The 22,519-nt window shown below is 50.1% G+C and carries 22 protein-coding genes and 1 tRNA gene; 11 read left to right on the top strand and 12 right to left on the bottom strand.

The genetic code is table 11. The annotated features are described in order from the left end of the window. Window positions 1-68: 68 nt before the first annotated feature. The 8 genes from HS100_19130 to HS100_19095 form a co-directional block, all read right to left on the bottom strand. A complete protein-coding gene (locus tag HS100_19130) occupies window positions 69-1,331 on the bottom strand; it encodes a PD40 domain-containing protein (protein MBE7436038.1) in 1,263 nt (420 codons plus the stop codon). A 405-nt stretch (window positions 1,332-1,736) separates the two neighbouring features. Then, complete coding sequence (locus HS100_19125) at window positions 1,737-2,201, bottom strand: SHOCT domain-containing protein (GenBank protein ID MBE7436037.1); 465 nt, start codon at window positions 2,199-2,201, stop codon at window positions 1,737-1,739. Between the two features lie 593 nt (window positions 2,202-2,794). Next, on the bottom strand, window positions 2,795-3,478 hold the full coding sequence (locus tag HS100_19120; GenBank protein ID MBE7436036.1) for a hypothetical protein: 684 nt from the start codon (window positions 3,476-3,478) through the stop codon (window positions 2,795-2,797). Window positions 3,479-3,854: 376 nt separating this feature from the next. After that, window positions 3,855-5,033, bottom strand: coding sequence for a hypothetical protein (locus HS100_19115; GenBank protein MBE7436035.1), 1,179 nt, complete (start codon window positions 5,031-5,033; stop codon window positions 3,855-3,857). A 364-nt stretch (window positions 5,034-5,397) separates the two neighbouring features. Beyond that, window positions 5,398-6,195, bottom strand: a complete 798-nt coding sequence (locus HS100_19110; protein MBE7436034.1) for a toll/interleukin-1 receptor domain-containing protein — start codon at window positions 6,193-6,195, stop codon at window positions 5,398-5,400. Window positions 6,196-6,580: 385 nt separating this feature from the next. Then, window positions 6,581-7,504 (bottom strand): acetylxylan esterase, encoded by a 924-nt coding sequence (locus HS100_19105; GenBank protein MBE7436033.1) that lies wholly within the window; start codon window positions 7,502-7,504, stop codon window positions 6,581-6,583. A gap of 384 nt (window positions 7,505-7,888) precedes the next feature. Then, complete coding sequence (locus HS100_19100; GenBank protein MBE7436032.1) at window positions 7,889-8,290, bottom strand: hypothetical protein; 402 nt, start codon at window positions 8,288-8,290, stop codon at window positions 7,889-7,891. A gap of 483 nt (window positions 8,291-8,773) precedes the next feature. Continuing rightward, window positions 8,774-9,256 carry a GNAT family N-acetyltransferase gene (locus HS100_19095; protein ID MBE7436031.1) on the bottom strand — a complete coding sequence of 161 codons (483 nt, stop codon included), beginning with the start codon at window positions 9,254-9,256 and terminating at the stop codon, window positions 8,774-8,776. 607 nt (window positions 9,257-9,863) lie between these two features. On the opposite strand from HS100_19095, the gene HS100_19090 reads away from it, so the two are divergent. Both HS100_19090 and HS100_19085 read left to right on the top strand, forming a co-directional pair. Next, window positions 9,864-10,811 carry an IS110 family transposase gene (locus tag HS100_19090; GenBank protein MBE7436030.1) on the top strand — a complete coding sequence of 316 codons (948 nt, stop codon included), beginning with the start codon at window positions 9,864-9,866 and terminating at the stop codon, window positions 10,809-10,811. A gap of 344 nt (window positions 10,812-11,155) precedes the next feature. Continuing rightward, complete coding sequence (locus tag HS100_19085) at window positions 11,156-11,386, top strand: hypothetical protein (GenBank protein ID MBE7436029.1); 231 nt, start codon at window positions 11,156-11,158, stop codon at window positions 11,384-11,386. A 159-nt stretch (window positions 11,387-11,545) separates the two neighbouring features. Here the strand turns inward: HS100_19085 and HS100_19080 are convergent, their stop codons facing one another. After that, on the bottom strand, window positions 11,546-12,781 hold the full coding sequence (locus HS100_19080; protein ID MBE7436028.1) for a hypothetical protein: 1,236 nt from the start codon (window positions 12,779-12,781) through the stop codon (window positions 11,546-11,548). Between the two features lie 209 nt (window positions 12,782-12,990). Here HS100_19080 and HS100_19075 point away from each other — a divergent pair, with 209 nt between their 5' ends. Beyond that, window positions 12,991-13,920 (top strand): integron integrase, encoded by a 930-nt coding sequence (locus HS100_19075; GenBank protein ID MBE7436027.1) that lies wholly within the window; start codon window positions 12,991-12,993, stop codon window positions 13,918-13,920. 101 nt (window positions 13,921-14,021) lie between these two features. On the opposite strand, the gene HS100_19070 is transcribed toward HS100_19075, so the two are convergent. From HS100_19070 to HS100_19060, 3 genes are all read right to left on the bottom strand, one after another. Then, entirely contained in the window at window positions 14,022-14,396 is a 375-nt protein-coding gene (locus HS100_19070; GenBank protein MBE7436026.1) for an NfeD family protein, read from the bottom strand. Beyond that, the gene (locus HS100_19065) at window positions 14,393-15,154 is read right to left on the bottom strand and encodes a glycoside hydrolase family 25 protein (GenBank protein ID MBE7436025.1); all 762 of its coding nucleotides are present in this window, start codon (window positions 15,152-15,154) and stop codon (window positions 14,393-14,395) included. Before HS100_19065 ends, HS100_19070 begins: the two co-directional genes overlap by 4 nt. Before the next feature lie 231 nt (window positions 15,155-15,385). Next, the gene (locus HS100_19060; GenBank protein MBE7436024.1) at window positions 15,386-15,865 is read right to left on the bottom strand and encodes a hypothetical protein; all 480 of its coding nucleotides are present in this window, start codon (window positions 15,863-15,865) and stop codon (window positions 15,386-15,388) included. 259 nt (window positions 15,866-16,124) lie between these two features. Between HS100_19060 and HS100_19055 the strand changes: the two genes are divergently transcribed. From HS100_19055 to HS100_19020, 8 genes are all read left to right on the top strand, one after another. Next, window positions 16,125-17,696, top strand: coding sequence for a hypothetical protein (locus HS100_19055; GenBank protein ID MBE7436023.1), 1,572 nt, complete (start codon window positions 16,125-16,127; stop codon window positions 17,694-17,696). Further along, window positions 17,693-18,121 carry a hypothetical protein gene (locus HS100_19050; protein ID MBE7436022.1) on the top strand — a complete coding sequence of 143 codons (429 nt, stop codon included), beginning with the start codon at window positions 17,693-17,695 and terminating at the stop codon, window positions 18,119-18,121. Before HS100_19055 ends, HS100_19050 begins: the two co-directional genes overlap by 4 nt. A gap of 20 nt (window positions 18,122-18,141) precedes the next feature. Further along, a tRNA-Arg gene (locus HS100_19045) sits at window positions 18,142-18,214 on the top strand. Between the two features lie 35 nt (window positions 18,215-18,249). Further along, window positions 18,250-18,639, top strand: coding sequence for an Hsp20/alpha crystallin family protein (locus tag HS100_19040; protein ID MBE7436021.1), 390 nt, complete (start codon window positions 18,250-18,252; stop codon window positions 18,637-18,639). Between the two features lie 163 nt (window positions 18,640-18,802). After that, entirely contained in the window at window positions 18,803-21,259 is a 2,457-nt protein-coding gene (gene lon, locus HS100_19035; protein ID MBE7436020.1) for an endopeptidase La, read from the top strand. Then, entirely contained in the window at window positions 21,231-21,593 is a 363-nt protein-coding gene (locus tag HS100_19030) for a response regulator (protein ID MBE7436019.1), read from the top strand. The genes lon and HS100_19030 overlap by 29 nt, the downstream gene beginning before the upstream one ends. Continuing rightward, window positions 21,590-22,024: a GNAT family N-acetyltransferase gene (locus HS100_19025; GenBank protein MBE7436018.1), complete on the top strand. Its 435-nt coding sequence runs from the start codon at window positions 21,590-21,592 to the stop codon at window positions 22,022-22,024. Before HS100_19030 ends, HS100_19025 begins: the two co-directional genes overlap by 4 nt. Further along, complete coding sequence (locus HS100_19020) at window positions 22,021-22,515, top strand: MogA/MoaB family molybdenum cofactor biosynthesis protein (GenBank protein MBE7436017.1); 495 nt, start codon at window positions 22,021-22,023, stop codon at window positions 22,513-22,515. Before HS100_19025 ends, HS100_19020 begins: the two co-directional genes overlap by 4 nt. The last annotated feature ends 4 nt before the right edge of the window (window positions 22,516-22,519 follow it).

Genomic DNA, 22,519 nt, shown 5'->3' with positions numbered 1-22,519 from the left:
CACACCTGAGAACTAGAACCACCGCCAAATTGACAACATTTTCATAAACTTGAAGGTCTTTCATTAGACTATGGTGACCAGACTGGCGAATAATCCTTGGCGGCATTCTCTGTCAATCTGACCAGATTGTTGCCATCTGAGTCAATCACATAGATTTCCAAATTTCCATCGCGTTCCGAGATAAACACAATTCTCGTTCCATCTGGTGACCAGACTGGGGTAATGTCACTCGCCGGATGGTTTGTCAGATTATAAGCATTCGTACCATCCGCGTTCATCACATAGATTTCAAAGTTACCGTCCCGATAGGAATTAAAAGCAATTTTCTCTCCATTTGGCGACCAGATGGGATAGTTATCCCAGGCACCACTATAGTTTGTTAGATTGATCGGATTGCTCCCGTCAGAGTTCATCACAAAGATTTCACGATCACCATTGCGTCCAGATGAAAAAGCGATTTTCGTGCCGTCTGGTGACCAGTTCGCGTGGCTGTCAACTCCTCCATATCCTATTCCGTTTGCTATACTGATCAGATTGGTGCCATCTACATTCATTACGCAAATTCCCCCAATCCCACCGCAACTGTTAAAAATAGCCCCAACCTTGTCCCACTCTACATCAGAACTAAAGGCGATCTTTTGACTATCAGGAGACCAGGCTGGGGATTCATCAAATGCAGGACGATCTGCAGGTGTAACCAGATTGCTATCCTCACCATCAATCGCATGCATGTCAAGCAAGCTGCTGCCATCAGCATCGATCACATACATGTCAAAAATGGACCAGACGCCAATTGAATGACCGGCAACAAACGCAATCTTCTTGCCATCGGGTGACCAAACTGGATCGCGAATACCTAGTTGCCAATCTGGGGTTGCCTGTCTATTTATGCTAAGGTCTTTTGCGTCTATTAGCTTGGTTGGATTGGAGCCATCCGTATTCATGATGTAAAGGCTGTCATTGACATTGTCATTGGTGACAAACGCAATTGTCTTACTGTCCGGAGACCAAGACGGATCGTATTTGGGAGTTATATCATTTGTCAATTTGATTAGATTACTGCCATCCGGATTTATCACATAAATTTCAGGAACCCCGTCCCGTTCAGATGTAAAAGCGATCTTTCCCCCTCCGCCACCAATCGCTGTTGCAGTTACGGTAGGCGTTAACGTTACTGTTGGAGCTAATGATTGGGTGGGAGAAATGGTTGTCTGTGTTGGAATAGGTGTTCGCGTTGACACGACGTCCAAAGTTGCAGTGAGGATAACGTTTGAACCAGACGAACATCCCATCAAAAATACAAATAAGAAAATGACTCGCAGTCTTTTCATGCTTTATCTCCTCCTCGTCGCCTTACACTTACGTAAACGGATATAGGCTTGAGGATACCTTTCATGTTTCCCTTGTCGGAAGTATCTTGTGGTTAAGCGCCCAACGAGACTGTCGAAAAACCGGACTGGGGCGGGCGAAAGCGGACAAGCGCCCGGGTTTTCTCCGCGGATCGCTTGGAACGAGGTGACTTGCAAGGCGATGTACATCTGACCCCGATTAGGAAGCTGGACGATATGAACGCCGTGCCGTTCATGCTGAACAATACCGGGAGTTGATGGGCGTCGTTTTTAGAATAACGATCACGACGCCTTTTTTGGGTTATGCAGTCTGCCTATCTTTCGTGATTTACTGCCGCGATTCTGTTTCTTAGGACGCTTTGTTAGGCGCAATTTGCAATAACTGACCTATCCAATCAAACGTTTTTTTGCGGCTTGAAATTCCTCATCACTTATGATGCCTTTATTCTTCAAATCAGCTAGCTTTTCAAGTTCACTGGACAATGAGGCAGGTTCTTGTTTTGGCGTAACAGGGTTACGAAGTATTTGTATCTGCTTTTCAATATATGCCTTTACTTTTTCAGCTTCTTCATTCGCCTTCCCGCCAGCAAAGATAAACGAGTTTTCATCTTTGGTAGCGTCCAAAACACCTCCACGGCTTTCCGTTCCACCAGGCAAAGTAAATTGAAGGTAGCCACTTAAGATGCCAGACTTTTTGAACTGAATGGCAGTAATTGAAGAAAATGGTATGGTCTTCGTACCTTTCAAGCCTTGATTTATAGCCCCGAGAAGACCTTTAGGCGTGATTGTAACTTTATCTTCATATAGTTCAAGAACACCTTGAACACCTTTCATTGTGAATAATGGTGGCATAATTTTCTCCTTAAATATTCTTGAATTTAACTTAGCACTCAAATGTTCTAATGATGGTCAGATAGGTATGGACTCGTAGCAGAATTTTTTCCACAATTTGGGCAAAGAGTTTTCTGTTCTTCTTCCATTTTTTTAAAGCAAAGATTGCATATGCGTGCTCCGCAGAATTTACATTCTTTCCACCCATCCATATTGAATAGGCTTTCTTTACAAACAATGCATTTATCTTCGAGTGTGATTGTCATTTTGGATTACTCCATTTATCTACATTAAGCGCCTAACGAGACTGTCGAAAAACCGAAATGGGGAGGGCGAAAGCGGACAAGCACCCGGGTTTTCTCCGCGGATCGCGGTGGAACGGGGTGACCCGGCTCAAAAAGGCTTATATCCGCGCCCCAAAGGTATGGATCTTGCCGATATTGTGGACCAGGGCGAACAAACACCATTGTACATCCACTTTGCGTTTGATCGTCTGCAAGATATCGATGGTTTTAGGGCTGTAAGTTGAAGAGGAGCGTGGTTCTTCAAGGGACAGCGCCCCGCAGGATGAGCTCAGGGACGCTTAAGATGAGACGGTTTCTGAGGACGCTTTGTTAGCCCCCGCTCGCTAATTTTTGAGAAGCAATTAGCAGGAACGGGTAAACATAAGGAAGTACACGGGTTACCAATGAAATTGTACTTTCTACATCGCCCAAGAAAGAAATGCTGGCAAATAATTTTTGAAGAACGGATGGTGAAGGCTTTTCTGACTCAATTTCTTTCTTAAGTTCTTCAATAGTTTGGATATATGCCATCAATTCTTTAGACGGCAACTCTGATTTTACAACATCTACCAATTGTTCTGTTAATTCATCCAGTTTTTTGTGCAATAAATCTGTGTCGTTCACTAATTGACTTAATTCTGAATTATTACTAAATCCAACTGCTTGAACATTTCCACCACTCATATCTCGGATAATGGCTCCGATATTTACTTGTGTTGGAACTTGATTTTCTGGAATCACAAAATTGTTTTCGATCGCATCATAGGCACTTTGCTTTACAGTATATACCTTAGTGCCTCTGCTGTTATGGTGAAATCCTAGTAAATCTACTTTACATAAAACTTCAAGGTCTCCAATTAAGTTACGACCAAAATTTCCTTGTATACCCATAAGCGTACTGCCGCTATTCGAAATTATTGGGATTAATGGTTCTTGCGCTTTCCCACTTTTCATTTGTTCAACTATAGTTTTTAGAAGTTCTCTCTGTCTAGGAGTGAGGTTGTATTTAGTCATGAGAGCTTAGATTCCTTAATCTTCAAGGGGGCTAACGAGACCGTCGAAAAACCGAAAAGGGAAGGGCAAAAGCGGACAAGCGCCCGGGTTTTTCCCGCGGATCGCGGTGGAACGGGGTGACCGGGCTCAAAAAGGCTTATATCCGCGCCCCAAAGGTATGGATCTTGCCGATATTGTGTACCAGGGCGAACAAACACCATTGTACATCCACTTTGCGTTTGATCGTCTGCAAGATATCGATGGTTTTAGGGCTGTAAGTTGAAGAGGAGCGTGGTTCTTCAAGGGACAGCGCCCCGCAGGATGAGCTCAGGGACGCTTGAGATGAGACGGTTTCTGAGGACGCTTTGTTGAGCGGCCCTACCTATACTCTAGGTTACTAATTCTTAAATTCTTCCATGGCTTTCCAAAGATATCCACTTGAACTTTTGAAAATTAGCGCATTTTCAAGTTGGCGTCTATCTTTCATATCCTTTATCTTGAAATTTGCTGCTGATAATAAACTTATTCCAATTTGACCTGTCATTAGCAATGGGGACGCGAGAAAATTCCACAAAGCAATCATTGCGCCATTCTTGGCTCCTTCGTAAACACCATCTGATAATCGCTCGACCCATTTATATTTCTCGGATTTCCGCTGTGTAAGGATTTCCATATTGATTGTATTCAACTCATCGGTAATTTTTTGTGTTCGCGCTAAAACAATTTTCCGATAATTCAAAGGTTCAGATTGAAGTTCAGTTAAGAAGCCGCGATAACTCGACAGAAATCCCACAAGTAAATCTTGATTCTTTTTTCTAAAATCAATAATTCTATCTACTGGCACAGTTGCCAAGTTTACAACACCTAGTTCAAAGATTGACTTTAGCAAGTCGTCACCTTTCAATGTCCGTAGAAACGAGGCTGTCTTTTCATCTTCGGAATTTGTTTCAATACTTTTCGAGTATTGAGTGAGTAAATGTTTTGTGTATAAAGATGCTGATACTGTATCTGCTACGCTTCCCCATATCATGGGAATCTTCTCATTACAGCACATTTCAAGTGTGTCAATCATAACTTGCATGTTCGTTCTTATTGCCCATTCAGTGAGCATTTTTTCAATATCTTCTTCTGATGGCTCGCTGTTTTCAGAGAAATAACTGGTTTCTTTTTTTTCGAATAGCCTCATTGAATCAATTATCTCATCTGTGTAAACCTTTTCCCCTTCCACGTCTTTTTCGTTAGTAATAGTAAGATTAATTTCATGATAACGAGGTTGGCAGTGTGATAATGTCTCTTGCCATTCGTCAGTAAGAACTATATCTACGTTTTTAAGGGAGCTACTTGGTATATCGTCATCTTCTTCCCAAGGGCTTGTTTTGGGTGTTTTCCCATTTCTAATATCATCAAAAACGTTTTCGCTTAAGAATTGCAATCCAGCATTTGCAAAAATACAATGTGGTTTATCAAAAAACAGCAATAGAAATTTCAGTTCTATAAGATATTGCAATAAATCTTCTGATAGACCTACCGCAATAGAATTAGGGAGGAGAGGAAGTGTAAATTTAGAATTATCCATATCGGTTTAATCCTTTTGCGGTGTTCGGGTCACTATACCGCCCAACGAGACTGTCGAAAAACCGAACTGGGGCGGGCGAAAGCGGACAAGCGCCCGGTTTTTCCCGAGGATCGCGGTGGAACGGGGTGACCGGGCTCAAAAAGGGCTTATATCCGCGCCCCAAAGGTATGGATCTTGCCGATATTGTGTACCAGGGCGAACAAACACCATTGTACATCCACTTTGCGTTAGATCGTCTGCAAGATATCGATGGTTTTAGGGCTGTAAGTTGTAGAGGAGCGTGGTTCTTCAAGGGACAGCGCCCCGCAGGATGAGCTCAGGGACGCTTAAGATGAGACGGTTTCTGAGGACGCTTTGTTAGGCGTTATTTCTCATTGCTCGGAACTATTAAGTATTGAGGCTTGCCATTGAAAACTCCAAATGCCATTTGCTCTGGCATTTGGAGTGTAGAAATGAAGTAGCTCATGGTGGGTGTGGCTTCATTACCCGCCCATTGAATCCACCATTTTCCATCCGCCGATAAATTTTCACCATAGTCGAAGAGACTTCCACCATGAAGAGGAATTCGCCCCTTTGGACTATGCAATATTGAAGTGCGGTTTTGAAGATCAACAGGAAGAGCAACGAAAAATGGTACCCATGATCCTGCACGTGGACCAACTTCAATGATCCAGTGTGTATGGGTTGGGGACTTCGGGTGCAAAGTGAAGTGATAAGGTTTTAGTATTGGTCGTGAAATATTTGGTTGACGATTCTCAACAGATGACTTAATGCGCTCTTTCCAGTCTGGGTCTCGGATGCTTACGAAAAGCCTGGCTTTAATTGCGGCAGGAATAAGTTCCTTATCCACCGAAGATAGAAATAGCCCAATTAGCGGGAAAGTCGCTGTTCTTTGCGAAAGTGCTCGATCTATTGCATAAGCCATCTCTTCTTGACATGCCTCGCTACCAAGGCTATTTTGTGTTGCGATGAAAAGCCATCCATCGCATTCGTTTGGACTAGTAATAAAGTTTGCAATTTGATCCCAAAGACGAACACCAGCACGAAGATTCCATCTATCTAGGTTTACTTTCAAGCCAGCAGAGATTAACTCTTGGGCAATAAAATCAACGTCCTGTGACTTATTGTCTTCCCACGCATAAGTAATCCATATAGTCGACATTCGAAAATCCTTATTAATTATTCTGTTGGGTGAAACGCCCAACGAGACTGTCGAAAAACCGAAAAGGGGAGGGCAAAAGCGGACAAGCGCCCGGGTTTTTCCCGCGGATCGCGGTGGAACGGGGTGACCGGACTCAAAAGGGCTTATATCTGCGCCCCAAAGGTATGGATCTTGCCGATTTTGTGTACCAGGGCGAACAAACACCATTGTACATCCACTTTGCGTTTGATCGTCTGCAAGATATCGATGGTTTTAGGGCTGTAAGTTGAAGGGGAGCGTGGTGCTTCAAGGGACAGCGCCCCGCAGGATGAGCTCAGGGACGCTTAAGATGAGACGGTTTCTGAGGACGCTTTGTTAGGCGGCGGTTGGGTTGAAATCGACCATATTATGCCGCACACTCAGTTATCCACTGCAATATACGATAGAAACGCTCTTGAGTTAGGGCGTGCCCTCCTATGTCGCGCTGATGTTCCAAATGAGCAATCACGCCCTCCGAAGCGCAGATTTCTTGGGACTCGTTCACAATTTTATTTGCATCTTGTGAAGCCTTGTCGTTTGTGGCTGACGCAATAAGAATTCGGCGAGGTGCGAAACAGGCGATCAGATCTGGAATATCATAACGTGTTACAAACCCTGGAATCACCTCTGCCATTTCAATGCCCAGTTGGTGTGCCATTTTATATTGATATGTGCAGGCTGCACCACTCGCACATGCAAAACGGATACGCTCATCCACTGCGCCATGGAACAACACGGTATTGCCACCGTAGGAATGTCCAAGAATACCGATGCGCTGTGGGTCGACCTGAGAATGTGAACTCAGAAGAGAGATCGCTTGGGCAGAGTCGCTCAGGACTTTGTGCATAAGTGTATCGCCTCGCAGTAGACGATAGCACATCTCATTGTAATGTTGCTCGACGTCTGCATCATCTGGTTCAATCCCTGTAATATTGTGGCGCCGATCTTCAAAACAAATGGAGTCAGGTGCTAAAACGACTATGCCCTGCTGTGCTAACGCTGGACCAAACGCTTGCAAAGTATCGCCCACCAAACCACAGACTTCACTCTTTCCCAAGTGCCTCTGACTATTATGCTGATGATGCACTAATACCGCAGCGAATTGATCTCTTCCATCTGGTAACAAGAGAAAGGCTGGAATTTGATCTCCCTCTTGGCTAGGGTAACTGATACGGAATCTTTGATAGCCATCTTCTTGAATTGTTTCGTGCGTTACATAGTGAACAGGAGCATCTGAAATGCTGAACTCTAGGAATTCACTGATCTCTTGACGTAACTGATCTATGCTCATTTAGTTTTCGTTCTCAACACTATGATGTTCAGTAGAGAGCCGCCCAACGAGACTGTCGAAAAACCGAACTGGGGAGGGCGAAAGCGGACAAGCACCCGGGTTTTTCCCGCGGATCGCGGTGGAACAGGGTGACCGGGCTCCAAAAAGGCTTATATCCGCGCCCCAAAGGTATGGATCTTGCCGATATTGTGGACCAGGGCGAACAAACACCATTGTACATCCACTTTGCGTTTGATCGTCTGCAAGATATCGATGGTTTTAGGGCTGTAAGTTGAAGGGGAGCGTGGTTCTTCAAGGGACAGCGCCCCGCAGGATGAGCTCAGGGACGCTTAAGATGAGACGGTTTCTGAGGACGCTTTGTTGGGCGGTTTTCATAAGAGGTACTTATCTTAAATCGATAATCCACTTTAAATTTCTGAAATCTTTCATGAAGTTTTTAGGCAAACAATTTTCTACATTGTAGAGTATCGTTGACGGAATCATCAATTGAGTTTCTTGTGGAAATTTTACTGAAAAAACAATGAACTCAATAGGTTTCAGCCAGAATTTATAACGACCAACAGGCTTTAATTCTTTCCAAGGAATGAATATTGCGGGTAATCCAAATCGAAAAATCCAAGGTATTAATAAAAAAAGACCTGCGGCGTTTACTCTCATATCTAAGCCAAGTGGAAAGCCCATTTTTCTTATAAAAATCCGCCTCATTCTAAATTTTTTTACAACACGTAAATTACTTGGCAAATAAATTGTGGATAATCGTTTCCAATCGACAATTAATATACCCATAAGGTACGCGATGCAAGTAAATATGTAGATAGCAAAAATAATAACAGACTCTAATAATACAAATTCCCAATCTATCATTTCTTTATTTCCCAAAAATAAGATAAATTCTGCAAAGAGCACCTTTTATAATAAGTTGCTCGAATTTCGATTTTCCTGAGCAGCCGCCCAACGAGACCGTCGAAAAACCGAACTGGGGAGGGCAAAAGCGGACAAGCGCCCGGGTTTTCTCCGCGGATCGCGGTGGAACGGGGTGACCGGGCTCAAAAAGGGCTTATGCCCGCGCCCCAAAGGAGTGGATCTTGCCGATATTGTAGACCAGGGCGAACCGCGTACGCGTCGATTGTACATCCACTTTGCGTTTGGAGCACAGAGGTAAGACTCTATTACGTTGAAAAGCACTTTTCTTAATAAGAGAAATTATAAGACGTGTAATTGATTCATGGATATTGATGTTATCAACAGAGTGTTTATGCACTTATCTCATTAGAATTCTAACTTCATGTCATACCAGGTTTCTCCGCCGTGAATAGATTTAGATACGCCATAGTTCATGAATCCCATTTTCTCATAATAACTCACCAACTTATCTTTACACGTTAATATGCATCCCCGCCGGTTTTGCAGTTTAGAATCGGATATGACACGTTCCATCATCATAGCCGCATAACCATTTCTGCGATATTCAGGAAGCACAGCTACTCCGAATATTGCCTGCCACTTGCCGCTTTCGTCATGAAGTTCGGCCTTTTCAAACATCTCATCGACAATGGCTAATTCATTTGTAACCATACCATCGATAAAACCGATTATTTTTTCATCAATTTCTAAAAGCCAAAAATGATCGGGGTATGCAGTTAACCGATCTCGCAAAGATTCTTCGGTAGCCGCTTCTGCTACAGGGAAGCATTCTTTTTCTATCCTGGCTATATCGTCTAAATCATCTATGGTGGCCGACCTTATATTCATTTTTATATTCTCTTCTTATAGAATGGTTGTATGCTTTGAAAGTTTATCGCTCAAAATAGCCATAGGCTACAAGTGCTGGTCATCAATTTTCCGAGAAATATGCTATTGCACAAGTAAAGATTTACGACGATCCCAACGAGACTGTCGAAAAACCCTTTGCTTCAAAATTGAGCTAAAAATTTTCCCACAACAGGCTGAAAAACAGCCCAAAAAATCCAAAATGTTGTGCGGAACCCCAAAAACCGGGCGCTTTTCAGCGATTCCCTCCCACGTTCAAAAGGTCGATTTTTAAGAGGGAACTTCTTCGACAGTTTCAACGGTTTGCGTTACCTGCGCTGGGGCGGGGACGGCGAAGCCGTCCAACTGGAAAAATGATAAGGCGTGAAAAAAGGCTTGGGATGTGCGCACGCCGCCGAAGGCGGCAGTCCCCAGCGTCAGGTAGTATCTTTAAGCAGGACATGGCAGATCGACCGTCAGGAGGTCGTTGGAGACCGTCGTGCAGCATGATCGCCATGTCCTATCGTCAGGTGAGCCCGAACAGTTGAAAGGTCGTCAGAGACCGAATACTAGCGTGGGCTCAACTCCATTATACGGAGAGGAGGAAGAAATGGCAACAAGTAGTGGAAAGTACGTAGGGATCGATGTGTCGAAAGACAGGTTGGATATTGCGGTACTGGGGGAGACCAAAGCCAGCCAGACAGGGAACGATGAAAAAGGGATAGCCGGACTCATCCGGGATATGAAAGCCCTCGAGCCCGAACGGATCGTCGTGGAAGCCACGGGCGGCTACCAGCGGGCGGTGGTGGCAGGCTTATTTCGGAAAGGCTTGGCGGTCGCAGTGGTGAACCCATCCCGGGTGAGGCAATTCGCGCGCGCGTGCGGTCTGCTGGCGAAGACGGACAAGCTGGATGCCCAGATCCTGGCTGTATTTGGAGAGCGGGTGAAACCGAGGTTGTACGAGGGGAAAGATGAGAAGGAACGGGAATTGAGCGGGCTGTTGGTCAGACGCAGGCAATTGGAGGAGATGATAAAGGCAGAAAAGAACCGGTTGCGGACGATCCAGCCCAGTTTGCAGGCTTCGGTGGAGCGGATCATCCATTGCATACAGTCAGAGAAGAAGGATGTGGAGGATCAGATCGGTGTGTTTATTGCAGGGCAGGAAAAGTGGCAGGTGGGACGCAGGATATTGGCGAGCGCACCGGGCGTGGGACCGGTCGCCACAGCTACATTCCTGGCGGACCTGCCGGAGTTGGGAAAGATGGACCGGAAGAAGATTGCGGCGCTGGTGGGAGTGGCGCCGATGAACCACGACAGCGGCAGGAAACGAGGCTATCGCAAGACCAAGGGAGGACGGGCAGATGTGCGCAGTGTCTTATACATGGCGACCCTGGTGGCGTGTCGTTACAATCCTACGATCAAGGTGCAGTACGAGAATCTGTTGAAGCGCGGCAAGGAGAAGAAGGTGGCGCTGACCGCGTGTATGCGGAAGTTTCTAACGATCTTGAACGCGATGATGCGAGATCAGGTCCCGTTCAGGCAGAGGGTCATAGTCTGAGACGGACTGGTCTTCCCTTTAATGGTGGTTTTGCTCTTGACTTTCAAGACAGTTGCTGCACGCTTTGTTGGGCAGGCTGCTGACTTACCAAAACCTTTGCCGAAAAAAGATAACACCGCCAACACGCCTGAATTTTACACACAACTTATCTTTTAGCAATGACCAAAACTAGAACTTGCCAGAACGCTGATTTTGGAAAACCTGATTTTGACCCAAAACCAACAATGCCAACAAAACCGACAAAATTTTACAAACTCAACTTACCTGAAACTTTGCGAAAAGAAGCCGCGCTAATTTTGAGAGCCTGGAAAACCGACCACGAACACGGCTAAAAGAAACTGACTTTGCAAATCAAAACCAAACTTAAACAAAACTGCTGGCGAAGAAAAGACAAGCCGATTTTGGAAACCTACAAAAATGAACCTGAACTTTTGCCAACGAAGAAAACAAAGCCGAAAGAAAAAGCCGAGAACTTGAAAACTTGTTTGCTGAAAATCGGACTCAAAGTTTTTCTTGAAGAAACGCCACCGCTAAAAAGATGGTTTTGCTCTTGCCTGCCCAACGGCTCGCGTTAGTGGCAGGTGGGCGGGACGAGGCTCGCCGTCGAAACGGGAAAAACCCAAAGCCGCGAAAAAGGCTTGAAAATGCGGCGCGTACCCACCTGTCCACTGCACGCATTGTTAGCTTGCTTTCATGCGAGTAGCGTAGACCTTTTGCATATCAAGGCTTTTCTATTAATTTCCTGCTTTGTCCCAAGGCTCCGTCGACCAGCCTAAAAAATCAAAGTTTGGCCAGTCCTTGTCGAATGGGATTATCTGTAGTTGAGGATCATTCAACTTTTGAATTATAAATTCGTCTCGCTTCGCATTGTTGTTTTGTAAGGCATATACCAGAAATTGTTGATCTGGCGACCAAATAATGCCTCCTCGTGGTTCTGTGTTTTCACTGAGTATACATAAATCTCTTGATAAACCAGAGTTCGCGTCCATCACGCGAATTACTGATTGCATATCACTCGCAGGTGTTAGTCCCGTACGCTGATTTCCATAGAACGAAATGAAATTCTTGTCGTTAGACCAGCTCAATCCAAATTGCCGCATTCCAAAATCCATCAATCGGAGGGTTTTTCCATTTTGATCTATAACTAGAATGCCCTCTCGATTTTCGGGAACACCAGTTGAAATAGGCAGTGCGAGCATCTTGCCATCTTCAGACCAAATTGCGTCGGCAAGGACTGGTGAAGTCATCACTGGATTTATGCCATCGTAGTTACTGTATTCCCATATATCCTTGCTTTGAGTCAAATCGTACAAAACAAGATGGTATTGGTTATTGATGTACAGGACCCTCGTCATGTCAGGCGAAATTGAAAAACCGCTATGTTGAGCTTGATTGATACCATTACTGATGCTTGATAAAGATTTCCATTCCAATTCATATGGATTCAATAACCATGTTTCCCATAACTCATCCCCGGAATTTCCTTTTTCGTATAAAACTCCCTGCAAATAATTGCTATTTACCCAAGATATTGGAAACCATGCGATGATTTTATCTCTACTTTGCTCCAAAGTCGGTACACGAACGTTTTTATTTTCTATTGCTCCACGATTTGATATGAATGTGATGGAAAGATTCTCCAAAGCAGCTGGATCTTGATGGAAAATTACCAGTGTTTTTCCATCCTTGGATAATGGTGACACATGGTAAAGCTCATCATTTGGCATGTGAAATACTGAATTAAACTCGTGCGTCTCTCCGTTAAATGCAAGAATTTCGGAATCGTCACTTTTCACGAAAAGTAAATCACCTGAAAACTGGAAGTCCTTGGTAATTGGGGTAGGGTTCTTCCCATTTTGGCAATTTACAAAGCTCTCCGCATCCTTCACTGGTTTTGAACAGGATAACAGGAGTAGCAATGCAAAAATTGCTGATGAGACAACGACCAGGAATTGCTTCTTGTGCTTCATATCACCCTGCAATAATCGAATTGAATGAGCAAGCTAACTAGATACTCGGTTGAGCTCCTCAACATAACTACCTATGGACAGAAACTCTCGAGAATGGTGTAAAATGCTGGCAGCCCTCAGTCTAAAAAGCACAACCACTTAGCACTCCACCATTATACCGACCCCAACCACCAAGTCAAGCACTCATGGCAAAAAAGATCCTCGACGAAATGAGCGAAATCCTGCGCTCCAGGCACTACTCCAACCGCACCGAAGAAACCTATCTGGACTGGGTCCGCCGGTACATCCTCTTCCACAAGAAGCGCCACCCCCTCGAAATGGGCGCAGAGGAGATCAGGGCATTCCTCATCCACCTCGCCACCGAACGCACCGTTGCCGCCTCCACCCAGAACCAGGCGCTTTCCGCCATCCTCTTCCTCTATCGCGAAGTCCTGCATAAAGAGATCGAACCCATCCTCCTCTCCGCCGCCAAACGACCCGAACGCCTCCCCACCGTCCTCAGCCGCGAAGAGGTCATCCGCATCATCGACCGGATGAATGGGCTGAACAAACTCATGGCGCAGGTTCTCTACGGCTCCGGCTTGCGCCTCATGGAATGTCTGCGCCTGCGCGTCAAAGACGTCGACTTTGAATACAAAACCCTCACCGTCCGCGATGGCAAAGGCGAAAAGGACCGCGTCACCCCCCTCCCCGATTCCATAATCCCCGACCTGCGCCGCCAGATCGAACGCGTCCGCCTCCTTCACGAAGAAGACCTCTCAGCCGGTTTTGGCGAAGTCTACCTCCCCACCGCCCTCGAAAACAAATACCCGAACGCCAGCCGCGAACTTGCCTGGCAATACCTCTTCCCCTCCCCCAAACGATCGCTCGACCCTCGCAGCGGCAGGGAACGCCGCCATCACATGGATGAATCCGGATTGCAGCGAACCATCAAAGAATCTACCCAAAAAGCCGGGATCCAAAAACGCGTCAGCCCCCACACCTTCCGCCACTCATTTGCCACCCATCTGCTTCAAAACGGCTACGACATCCGCACCGTACAGGAACTGCTCGGCCATAAGGACGTCCGCACTACCATGATCTACACCCATGTTATTCAGCGCGGCGGCATGGCAGTCAAATCCCCCCTCGACCCCTAACCATCAACCTCCCACCACCAACCTCCCACCATCAACCCCCAACCCCCAACCCCCAACCATCAACCCCCAACCTCCAACCATCAACCCCCAACCTCCAACCATCAACCCTCAATGATCTTAACGAACTTATACTCCGCCTTCGCCCCGCTCGGGTCTACCAGCGTGAACGACTCCGGAAAAACAGGTCCGGGGGGAGGCGTGGGGTCTTCGATCTCCTTGAAACCGTCGCAGATCGGCACCCCTTTATGGATGTACGCCATCCAGCCGCGCTCCGTCACGTTCACCCCGTCCACCGAGGTCACGCGCAGCCATTTGTCGCCCTTCTTTACTTCGTTGCCGTCTGCGGGCGCCTCCCAGATTTCATCGCCGACCACCAATTGACCGCGGTTGAACGAGGTGATCACCGCTGAAAACGTATTGTGGTCTTTCCTCATCCGCGTGCCGCTGCTGATGGGGGACATGCTGTATTGGGTCATGAGACTCTCCTGTATTCCACAAGCGTGTCGCCGAATTTTGCGATCAGCGTGGCTTGGGCTGTGCCTGCGTTGTAACGGGCGAGGAAATCCGCTTCCGTCCCGTTGAAATAGTTCAGGTCGATATCGAGGCTTTCCACGCCGTACAGCGCCCCGTCGCCGTTCGACGTGAACTGCCAGTACGTCCAATCCTCCCAGATCGGCGGGATGCGCGGCTCGGTTGGGTTGTACCATGCGATCCACAAAGGATATTGCGCAAAGTAACGCACGCCCGCCGCGTGTTCCTGGAAATAATAATAACCGGTGTAAACGCCGAGTTTTTGATTCGGCATCAGGGCTTTCACGCGTTCCATGAAATCGAACCAGTTGCGCCAGCCTCCGTACGGACCTCCGTATTGGTCCTCGAAATCGCCCCACATTTCCATCTCGCCGGGGTCGTTCCCCATGATCTCGGCCCATTTCTCCGCCTGACGTTTCGGGTTCACGCGGCTGTCGTAGAACCAGTACGCCCCGCGCAGCAATCCCGCCGTTTTTGCGTTCCGCCACGATGTTTTGAAGACCCTGTCTTCGAACGAACCCTGTCCCGCCCGGATGATGACCCCGCGCGTCATGGTCGCCATTTTGGCGAAACTGATGCCGTTCGGCGTCGTCGGGTCATCCTGCCAGAAGCTCACATCCGGTAGTTTGAAGTTCGTCAGGAACTGCGTTCTCGGCGGCTGGATGATGTGCTGGGCTTGCGGGCGCGATGTCTGCTCGGTCATGGCTTTCGGCAATTATAAAGCATCCCCCGGAATTGATGTCATTGCGAGGACGAAGTCCGAAGCGATCTCCCGTTTGCTCAAAGCAGCCGTCCCCGGCGGCGTCATACGCCGGAAACGTCAGCGTCCTAACTGCTCATTCCAAGACCCGCTCCCAGAGCCGTCCCCGGCGCTGGGTTTATCGCATTTTCCTCGTAATAACGCCGCTGCGGGCGGCGACTTGAACAGAAGCGCTTAGTTATTCAACGCCCCCTGGTTGATCCAATCCTTGATGATTTGCAGCTCCCCCTCGGTCACCTTCGGACCACGGTTCGGCATCTTGCCGCGCGCGATCAGGTCCACCAGCAGGCTTCCATCGGCGTTGCCCGGCAGCACCACCGGTCCGTTGAAGGAACCCGCCATCAGTTCATCGTAGCTCAACATGCTCAAGCCTTCCTTTACTTGCTCCACTCCGTGGCACTTGATGCACTTCGCTTCGAAGATCGGGTAAACGCTGCTTGCAAATCCGCTTGTGGTTGCCGCCGGGGAATCCGTTGCCGGAACTTCGGTTGCGGGAACGACCTCGACGGTTGGGATCGGAGAGGCAGTCGGCGAAGGGATCGCCTCGGTCGGCGCGGGCGGCTCGGTCGCGGTCGGAAGCGGAGCGCTTCCTCCGCAAGCCGCAAGAAGACCTGCGATCAACGACGCGGTCAGGATGAGCGAAGTTTTATTCATATCGGGTTTCCTTTTCGATGTTTTGCATGAATGCCGTCGCCGCACTCATTGGCGGCGGGGAAAGCGGCAAAGATCGCAATGATGGATTGGCCTTTGCGGGAGGTCCTTTGAAAAAATTTCATCGAATTTACATGATGGCGGTTAAAAGCGGATGAAGAAAGTGTGTGAATTCTTACTCTGCATTAACCTGTGAGATTTTACGCAAGGAAGGTATAATTCGACCGCCTCTCAAAAGGAACATCTCACATCAAGGCTGAATATGCCCGGCGCAATTACACTACCCAACGACTATTGGTTGAATTTCCAGGTAACGCCCAAAGACGTAGAAAACTTGCACACGTTTCTCTTTGAACGGGAAACGCCTCTCACCGCGAACGAACTCGTCGCGGAGCTGGTCGATTCGCGCCTGCTGGCTGAGAAACAATCTGCCGGGAAAAAAAATGTGGAGGGTAAACCTTTTCTTCCCAGGGAAAAATATCCCATCGGTGAAGTGCTGGTCTTCCCTGCGCTTGGCTGGCAGACCGGCACGGTGAAAAATATCCGCGCGGGCGTCAACCCCTCGGTGGAATCCTTCGATGTCATCACCGTCGAATTCGAAGACCAGTCGACCCGTTTGTTTGCGGCTGGGCTGGCGTCGCATCCGCTCAATGAAGCGCCCGTTGAAAAACCCGCGGACGACGCATCGGGCACGGGCGCCATCCTTTCCGAGCACGGATATGAACTCGCTGGGAAACTCGAAAGCGCCTTTGCCGCAGACGATGGGCTGGTGAAGATCGCCGGCCGCTGGTTTCCGCGCGCGTTGTTGATCGACATCAACGAAGGCCAGTTGAATCTCGTCGAAGCCGTCTTGGATATGGCTGGGGGCGAACCGCTCCCGACCGCCGATCTGATCAAGGATTCCGAACTCCCCGCCGGTGTCAACCCGAAACTGGCTGAATTTTCCTTGAACTATGCCATGCAAGCCGATGACCGCTTCGACGAGGTCGGCCCGGCCGGGCAGGTGCTTTGGTGTCTTCGCCGCCTCGAACCCGACTTTGTGCGCGAAGTCCCTCCGCCGCTTCGCTACGTTGAGATTACGCACGATCGGAGTCTCCTTTCTCCCGAAATGGCGGCATTGGAAGCCCAGCTCGATGATGAACTGACCCGCACAGATGGCGCCGAATCCCGTGAGGAGATTTCGTCCGTCAGCATCACGTTGATCTACCCGCATCTTCGCGCCGGGACGCTTCCCGTCTCGCCGCGCACGCGCAAGTTGTTCCCCACCGCTTATGAATCCCCGCGCGTGCGTTTTACCCTGGTGGACGGCAAGACCCGTCAGCGCATCCCTGCCTGGGTCGTGCTCGAGCATGGCTATGTCTTCGGTTTGCGTGAATGGTACAAGGCGCATCAATTGATTCCCGGTTCGCTGGTGCAGGTCCGCAGGGGCGAAAAACCCGGCGAAGTCATCGTCGAGGCGCGCACCCAGCGTTCCGCAAAAGATTGGGTGCGCACCGTCATGGTCGGCTCGGATGGCGGCTTTGTCTTTGCCATGCTCAAACAGCCCATCACAGCCGAATTCAACGAACGCATGGTCGTGCATGTGCCCGATTTCAAGGCGCTCGACCCGGTCTGGGAAAAGAAGCGCCCCTTCGAAGACCTGCTGCTTATGGTGATGCGCGAACTGGCGAAATCGAATCCCCAGGGTCACGTCCATGCGCAGGAGTTGTATGCGGCGGTGAACCTTGTCCGCCGCGTGCCGCCCGCCCCGATCTTTGCCGCGTTGGAATCGAATCCCCTCTTCAAGCATGTCGGCGACCTGCACTTCCGTCTGGCTGAGGAGGTCGCAGCGTGAGCCTGCTCAAGCCGACTGCAAAGACGCCCTTCCACATCGATTTCGAATGGTGGAAACAGAACGAGCGCGATTGGCACGTCTTCCTGCGCTCCTTTCTTTGCGCCGAACACCAGGAATCCCTGGCGGGTATCGAGGAGGGCGAATTGATCGATTGGATCGACCCTCACACCGCGGAGGTGAAACAGGTGGATGGCATCCAGCATGCGCTCATCAGTCATTGCGCGCAGCTGCCCGAGTTCGTCGATCCGCGCACGGCCCTGGTCGAGGCGGTCTTTCGGCTTTTCCTTGCAAATGGCAACATCCCCATGACCCCCGAGGACTTGAGCAAAAGGCTGGGCAGATCCGCCGACACCATCCTGCGCACCATTGCCGGTCCGCGCGTCTATCGCGGGTTGCGGCCGATCCTGAGCCAGGCTGAAGGATAGTCAGGTAAAATATAGGGAAAGCCCTCGTAGCTCAATGGACAGAGCAGCAGCCTTCTAAGCTGTTGGTTGGGAGTTCGATTCTCTCCGGGGGCGCTGGGATGTAGGATAAAGTTCAAGGAGTTGTTCCAATGCCTACCGTGGTTCGAAAAACGCGAGATACGCTCATGGAGGTCCGGCGCGGGATCCTTCACGCGGTCAGTTGGCAGGTCAAGTCCAGCCTGTGGGAGCCTTCCACAGATGTCTACGAAACGGAAGAATCCTATATCGTGCGCATGGAAATAGCGGGGATGCGCGAGGAGGACTTCGATGTTTCCCTCCAGGATGGCACATTGTATATCATGGGATACCGTCCGGATTTTTCCGCAAGTCGCGCCTATCACCAGATGGAGATTCGCTCCGGAAAATTTGCGAACGCCGTCACCCTGCCCGGCCCTGTCGACGCGGATCTTGCCGTTGCTGTATATCAGGACGGCTTTCTGACCATCACATTGCCCAAAGAAAAAACGAACCAAGGTTGAATCCTCGATGCCTGCTCAAAAATGGCTTTCCGGTTTGCAGGAATTCCTCCAGAAATTGGATGAATCCGACGGTGAGTTTCCGGAACTCACGCTTTCTTCTTTGATTACTCAGATAAAAGCGGGCGGTTCCACCGCTCCTGGTGCGGGGGGTGCTGAAGAGAAAATGAATATTCCCGATGTCCTGCCCATCCTGCCGCTACGCGGTGTTGTCGTTTACCCCAACACGGCTGTCCCGCTTACGGTGGGGCAGCCGCGCTCCATTCGCCTCGTCGACGATGTCGTCGGCGGGGATAAACTTGTGGGACTCGTCGCCGCCATCAACCCCGAGCAGGAGACCCCGGGTCCGAACGAATTGTATCGGGTCGGGACCATCGCCACAGTTCATCGCCTCCTCCGCGCCCCGGATGGAACCGTGCGGCTTTTGGTCCAGGGCATGGATAGATTCCGCCTCGGCGAGTTCGTGCAGGAAGAGCCTTACCTCAAGGCTCACATCCTCCGCGCGCCTGAAAGCGACGAGAAGAGCATCGAAACGGATGCGCTTGCCCGCAATGCCCGCGACCAATTCCAACAGATCACCCAGATGATTCCCTCCTTCCCGGAGGAATTGGCGAACTCGATCCTCTCGCTCGAAGACCCGCTCCAAACCGTTTACACCATCGCCAACTTCCAGCGCATCGAACTGAAGGATGCGCAGGAGATTCTCGAGATCGATTCGGTCTACGACAAACTGAAGAAGCTCATCGGTCTGCTCGTGCGCGAGGCTGAGGTCCTCACCATCGGGCAGAAGATTCAGAACGAGGCGCGCGGCGAGATCGAAAAGGTCCAGCGCGATTACTTCCTGCGCGAACAGATGAAAGCCATCCAGCGCGAACTCGGCGAGCGGGACGAACAGGCTGTCGAGATCGAAGAGTTCCGCAAGAAGATCGAAGAGGCGAAAATGCCCGAGGAGGCGGATACGCAGGCGAAGCGCGAGTTGGATCGATTGTCCCGCCTTCCGACCGCCGCCGCCGAATACGGGGTGATTCGCACCTATCTCGATACGCTTGTCTCGCTTCCCTGGTCGACCGGCACCGGGGATAACCTCGATATCGCCCATGCGCGCGCGGTCCTGAACCAGGACCATTACGGGCTCGATGATGTAAAGGACCGCATCCTTGAATTTCTCGCGATTCGCAAATTGCGTCTCGACCGCATCAACGATAAAAAGGAGGAATCCACCGACATGATTCGCCGCGAGCGCGAGGGTGTGATTCTCTGCTTTGTCGGTCCGCCCGGCGTCGGCAAGACCTCACTCGGCCAGTCCATCGCGCGCGCCATGGGGCGCAAGTTCATCCGCGCCTCGCTCGGCGGCATCCGTGACGAAGCGGAAATTCGCGGGCACCGCCGCACCTACATCGGCGCGATGCCCGGGCGCATCCTGCAATCTCTGCGGCGCATCGGCTCGAAGAATCCCGTCTTCATGCTCGATGAGGTGGATAAGCTCACCAACGATTTCCACGGTGACCCGTCTTCGGCTTTGCTTGAAGTGCTCGACCCCGAACAGAACAGCGAGTTCCGCGACAACTACCTTGAAGTGGCATACGACCTCTCGCAGGTCTTCTTCATCGCCACCGCCAATATACTGGACTATATCCCCGGTCCGTTGCGCGACCGCATGGAGATGATCTATCTCTCCGGTTACACCGAATCGGAAAAAATGGCGATCGCGCGCGGATATTTGATTCCGCGTCAGATTCGCGAGAATAGTTTGCGAAAGAATGAGGTTTCCTTTAACGACGAATCCCTCAAGATGATCATCCGCCAGTACACGCGCGAGGCGGGCGTCCGCAATCTTGAACGCAAGATCGGCGCGGTCTGCCGCAAGGTTGGCACGCACATTGCCGAGGGCAAAGCGAAGAAATATCGCATCAACCCGAAGCTCGTGGAATCCTTCCTCGATACCCCGATCTTCCTCGGTCCTGAAGAATTGAACAAGCGCACTTCGATTCCCGGCGTGGTCCCCGGCCTCGCATGGACGTCCTTCGGCGGCGATATTCTCTTGGTCGAAGCAACCGCCATGCCCGGCGGGCGCGGATTCCAGATCACCGGTTCCGTGGGTAACGTCATGCAGGAATCCGCGCGTGCGGCATTGTCTTATGTCCGTTCGCGTTCCGGCTCCTTTGGCATAACGCACGAATACTTCGACAAGCACGATATCCACATGCATATCCCGGCAGGCTCGCAGCCCAAAGACGGTCCATCCGCCGGGGTTGCAATGGCGACTTCGTTGGTGTCATTGATCACCGGGCGAAAGGTCAACCCGCAGGTCGGCATGACCGGCGAGATCACGCTGCGAGGCCAGGTCCTGCCCATTGGTGGCGTTAAGGAGAAGGTGCTGGCGGCTCACCGCAGCGGGCTCGGAACCGTCATTTTGCCGGATCAAAACCAGAAAGACCTGGACGATGTGCCCGACGAAATTCGGAAATCCATGAAGTTCGTGTTCGCCGGTTCCGTTGAGGATGTCATCGATGCCGCGTTGGAAAAAACGAAGGTGAAAAAGAAGAAGCAAACTGGCAAGCCGTCTAAACCCGCCGCGAGGAAGGCAAAAAAGAATGTCAAACCCAAAAATTCTTCTCGCTGAAGATGATGTCACCATGGTTTCCCTGCTCGATACCCTTCTCAAAATGGAGGGGTACGAAGTTGTGTCTCTCGCCGCCGATGCCGATGTGATTGCGGCAGTCCGATCCGTCAACCCGGATGTCCTCCTGATGGACGTCCATCTCTTCAGTCAAAGCGGGCTCGATGTCTTGCGGCAATTGCGCGCCTCCGACGATATAGCAAAGGTGCGGGTGTTGATGTCTTCCGGGGCGAATGTGCGCGAGGAATGTATGAACCAGGGGGCGGACGGTTTTCTGATGAAACCTTATATGCCGGACGATCTCTTCAACCTGCTCAGGCAGGTCATCTCCGCATGACCCCCGCGGTTCAGATTCGCGAATTCGATTTCGAGAACGATTACGGCAGCCTTTTGAGTCTTTGGCAGGGCATCGAGACCGGCATGCATGTCGGTCCGTCGGATACGCCCGGCGAGATCAAAAAGAAGTTGGAACGCGACCCGGACCTGTTCCTTGTCGCTGAATTGGAAAACCGGATCATCGGTTCGATCATCGGTGCGTTCGACGGCCGGCGCGGGATGATCTATCACCTGGCAGTGCATGGGGATTTTCGTCGTCAGGGAATTGGTGGGTTGCTCCTGGCTGAAGTGGAAAAACGACTCAAGGCAAAAGGCTGCATCAAATGCCTTCTGGTGGTGATGGACGATAACGAGACCGCAAAGCGGTTTTACGAAGAATCCGGCTGGGACCTGGTTCCCGAAGACCGTGTTTTTGCAAAGATGTTCATATGACGCTTCGCTTTGGAATCATCACCCTCTCGGATCGTTCCTCGCGCGGCGAACGGCAGGATGCATCCGGACCCGCTCTCGCCTCCTTCCTTCAAGCTGAAAACTGCCGGGTCTTAAAACAGGTCATCCTTCCCGACGATGAGTCAGCGCTTCGCCAGACGCTGGTCGAATGGGCGGATGGCGGCGAAATGGACATCATCCTCACGACGGGAAGTACCGGCTTTGCGCCGCGTGATATCGCCCCCGAAGCGACTCGGGCTGTCGTTCAAAAAGATGCGCCGGGTCTCGCGGAGGTCATGCGGGCTGGATCGCTCAAGAAAACCCATCATGCCATGCTTTCCCGCGCTGTGGCAGGCATTCGTGGCCGGACGCTCATCGTCAACCTGCCCGGCAGCCCCAGGGGTGCGGTGGAAAATTTGGGCTTTATCTTTCCTGTCCTCCCTCATGCCGTTCAATTGCTCAGCGAAGACCCCAACTCCGAGCAATCCCATTAGCAAT

It is taken from the genome of Anaerolineales bacterium (genome assembly GCA_015075725.1).
GTDB lineage: Bacteria > Chloroflexota > Anaerolineae > Anaerolineales > Villigracilaceae > Villigracilis.
This window is presented reverse-complemented; position numbering and strand designations above follow the sequence as displayed.

Excerpts from the sequence above, each read along its gene's own strand:
- HS100_19055 (MBE7436023.1), top strand. The coding sequence starts at position 16,125 with ATGCCCGGCGCAATTACACTACCCAACGACTATTGGTTGAATTTCCAG.
- HS100_19030 (MBE7436019.1), top strand. The coding sequence starts at position 21,231 with ATGTCAAACCCAAAAATTCTTCTCGCTGAAGATGATGTCACCATGGTT.
- lon (MBE7436020.1), top strand. The coding sequence starts at position 18,803 with ATGAATATTCCCGATGTCCTGCCCATCCTGCCGCTACGCGGTGTTGTC.
- HS100_19120 (MBE7436036.1), bottom strand. The coding sequence starts at position 3,478 with ATGACTAAATACAACCTCACTCCTAGACAGAGAGAACTTCTAAAAACT.
- HS100_19020 (MBE7436017.1), top strand. The coding sequence starts at position 22,021 with ATGACGCTTCGCTTTGGAATCATCACCCTCTCGGATCGTTCCTCGCGC.
- HS100_19070 (MBE7436026.1), bottom strand. The coding sequence starts at position 14,396 with ATGACCCAATACAGCATGTCCCCCATCAGCAGCGGCACGCGGATGAGG.
- HS100_19025 (MBE7436018.1), top strand. The coding sequence starts at position 21,590 with ATGACCCCCGCGGTTCAGATTCGCGAATTCGATTTCGAGAACGATTAC.
- HS100_19130 (MBE7436038.1), bottom strand. The coding sequence starts at position 1,331 with ATGAAAAGACTGCGAGTCATTTTCTTATTTGTATTTTTGATGGGATGT.
- HS100_19080 (MBE7436028.1), bottom strand. The coding sequence starts at position 12,781 with ATGAAGCACAAGAAGCAATTCCTGGTCGTTGTCTCATCAGCAATTTTT.
- HS100_19040 (MBE7436021.1), top strand. The coding sequence starts at position 18,250 with ATGCCTACCGTGGTTCGAAAAACGCGAGATACGCTCATGGAGGTCCGG.
- HS100_19065 (MBE7436025.1), bottom strand. The coding sequence starts at position 15,154 with ATGACCGAGCAGACATCGCGCCCGCAAGCCCAGCACATCATCCAGCCG.
- HS100_19075 (MBE7436027.1), top strand. The coding sequence starts at position 12,991 with ATGAGCGAAATCCTGCGCTCCAGGCACTACTCCAACCGCACCGAAGAA.
- HS100_19100 (MBE7436032.1), bottom strand. The coding sequence starts at position 8,290 with ATGGGTATATTAATTGTCGATTGGAAACGATTATCCACAATTTATTTG.
- HS100_19110 (MBE7436034.1), bottom strand. The coding sequence starts at position 6,195 with ATGTCGACTATATGGATTACTTATGCGTGGGAAGACAATAAGTCACAG.
- HS100_19090 (MBE7436030.1), top strand. The coding sequence starts at position 9,864 with ATGGCAACAAGTAGTGGAAAGTACGTAGGGATCGATGTGTCGAAAGAC.
- HS100_19125 (MBE7436037.1), bottom strand. The coding sequence starts at position 2,201 with ATGCCACCATTATTCACAATGAAAGGTGTTCAAGGTGTTCTTGAACTA.
- HS100_19115 (MBE7436035.1), bottom strand. The coding sequence starts at position 5,033 with ATGGATAATTCTAAATTTACACTTCCTCTCCTCCCTAATTCTATTGCG.
- HS100_19060 (MBE7436024.1), bottom strand. The coding sequence starts at position 15,865 with ATGAATAAAACTTCGCTCATCCTGACCGCGTCGTTGATCGCAGGTCTT.
- HS100_19105 (MBE7436033.1), bottom strand. The coding sequence starts at position 7,504 with ATGAGCATAGATCAGTTACGTCAAGAGATCAGTGAATTCCTAGAGTTC.
- HS100_19095 (MBE7436031.1), bottom strand. The coding sequence starts at position 9,256 with ATGAATATAAGGTCGGCCACCATAGATGATTTAGACGATATAGCCAGG.